3 protein-coding genes are annotated in these 2176 nt (G+C 48.7%); 2 read left to right on the top strand and 1 reads right to left on the bottom strand.

Features of this window, described 5'->3' with window-relative positions; genetic code table 11:
• On the top strand, positions 1–447 hold a 447-nt coding region (locus tag JF818_RS07485), incomplete at its 5' end, for an FCD domain-containing protein (RefSeq protein WP_198891405.1).
• Between the two features lie 27 nt (positions 448–474).
• Positions 475–1185 (top strand): SGNH/GDSL hydrolase family protein, encoded by a 711-nt coding sequence (locus JF818_RS07490; RefSeq protein WP_198891406.1) that lies wholly within the window; start codon positions 475–477, stop codon positions 1183–1185.
• 204 nt (positions 1186–1389) lie between these two features.
• On the opposite strand, the gene JF818_RS07495 is transcribed toward JF818_RS07490, so the two are convergent.
• Positions 1390–2176: alpha/beta hydrolase (locus JF818_RS07495; RefSeq protein ID WP_198891407.1), on the bottom strand; the 787-nt coding region annotated here is incomplete at its 5' end.

Consider the following 2176-nt stretch of genomic DNA (forward strand, 5'->3'; position numbering starts at 1 on the left):
GACTACGCCATGGTTGAAGAGTCCCGTTTTCTACGTCTGGTGTTGGAGAGGGAAGTGGCAAAGGTCCTGTGTACCATGGAAGAGATTCCTGATCTCTCTTTCCTCGAAGAGATCATCCGATTGCAGAGTTTCTATATAGAACACTCCAATCCGGAAAAATTGTTGGAGTTAGACAACCAGTTTCATGCCTTGCTATTCCAGCTTGCAAATAAAGTCCAGTGTTATGGTTGGATGATCGAAGGTCTTACCATCCATTTCGACCGTGTTCGTGCCATGAGTCTGAATGCCATCAAGGACATCAAGATAGTCAGTGACCATCAGGCAATAGCTGAGGCGATCAAGCAAAGGGATGCCGAGCTTGCAGGTCAGCTGATGGAGGAGCATCTCAGTCGTTACAAGATTGATGAATCTGCCATCAGGGAGAAATATCCAACCTACTTTCGTTGATCATCTCTCTTCTGTATACTGCATGCCATGCGAAGAATACTCTGTTATGGTGACTCAAATACTTTCGGGACCAACCCAAGTGGGGGAAGGTGGCAATACGATCAGCGATGGACAGGAATACTCTCCTCCCTCCTCGGCCCCGATTTCCAGATCATTGAAGAAGGACTTGGTGGCCGTACCACCGTGTTTGATGACCCACTCGAGCTTCACCGCTCGGGTCGGGAGTTCTTGCCTGTTGCCCTTCACAGTCATCGCCCACTGGACCTGGTGATCCTCTCCTTGGGTACCAACGATTGCAAGAAGTTCATCAATGCCGATGAGAAGATCATCACAAAAGCCCTACAACAATTGGCATCTCTTATCAAGACTCACCCCTATGGGGAGGGATATCCGATACCACAGGTGTTGGTGGTTTCTCCCATTCATATTGGAGATGAGATAGAACAGTCCCCGTTTGTCAGTTTCAATTCCAACTCCGTTCTTACAAGTAAAAGCCTTGCTACAGCCATAAGGGGTATGGCAGAAGAGAATGATCTTCTCTATTTCGATGCAAGCAGTGTTGCCGGCCCTAGTAGCATAGACCAGTTGCATATGGACAGGGAGTCCCATCAGGCGGTTGGGGAAGGGCTGGCCTCTCTCATCCTCTCATACTTCAATGTGCAGACAGAGGAGCCTCAGGAAAAAAAGGAAGAGCGTACGGTTATCCGTGCGATCAAGTTTCCGTTCTTTAAACGCTAGGAAGGAGTTTCAACACTGCCGCTACCGGCCAGTGGTCAGAGAGCACCTGTCCTGAAATCATAAAATGGGGGCTGCTTGCCAAAACCGGCTGTATCGCTCCTTGTATCATGATCTTATCAATGGCCTCTATAAGGAATGTTTCATGAGTAAGGAATGGGCAAGGGAAGGTATGTAATAGCTCTTTTCTAGATTGTTAACGTTAATCTATTGTACGCGTGCATCAATATAATGCTTGCTTTGCTTCTTGATCTTTTTCAGTTCTTTTTTCTGAGCTATTGCCCACTCTTTACGGCTGATCAAGGCTACTTGGTCAACGGGCCTACCACTGATGAACTGGATGATGGCACTCTCTGTTTCCTCTGTCCCTGTAGCCTTCGGGTAGTTGATGAAGCCATGAATGGTCTTCTTCACCTCAAGGTATTTTACCGGGGTGTCTGCTGAAGCCAATGCATCGGCATAGAGCATTCCATCATCATGGAGCGGGTCGTACTCGGCACCGATGATCAGGGTTTCGGGGAGTCTGCTATGATCTTTTGCGAGCAGAGGGGAGAAATTGGGATTGAGGATATCCTTTGGCTCCCGTTGGTAGCTGTTGATGAAGAAGGCCATCTGCTTGTCAGTCAACGAAGGAGCATCCTTGTGCTTCTCGTAGCTATTGGTTCGCATCCTGCCGTCAGTTACAGGATAGAGCAGTACCTGACCAGCAATGGCAGGACCCTTTCGGTCACGAGCAAGACGACTGACCACTGCAGCAAGGTTTCCTCCTGCGCTGTCTCCGATCAAGAAGATTCGATCTGGGTCCGTCTTCCAATATCGGCAACCTGCTGCTGCCCAAACCAATGTATCATAACAATCCTCAACCGCTGTAGGGAACTTGTACTTTGGTGCAAGGCGATAATCCACAGAGAGAACTGCTGCCCCAGTGATATCGGCTAGATGGGCACAGAGGAAGTTGTAGAGATCCATGTTCCCCCAAACCCATCCACCACCA

It is taken from the genome of Sphaerochaeta sp. S2, from assembly GCF_016406725.1.
Taxonomy (GTDB): Bacteria; Spirochaetota; Spirochaetia; order Sphaerochaetales; family Sphaerochaetaceae; genus Sphaerochaeta.

Excerpts from the sequence above, each read along its gene's own strand:
- JF818_RS07490 (WP_198891406.1), top strand. The coding sequence starts at position 475 with ATGCGAAGAATACTCTGTTATGGTGACTCAAATACTTTCGGGACCAAC.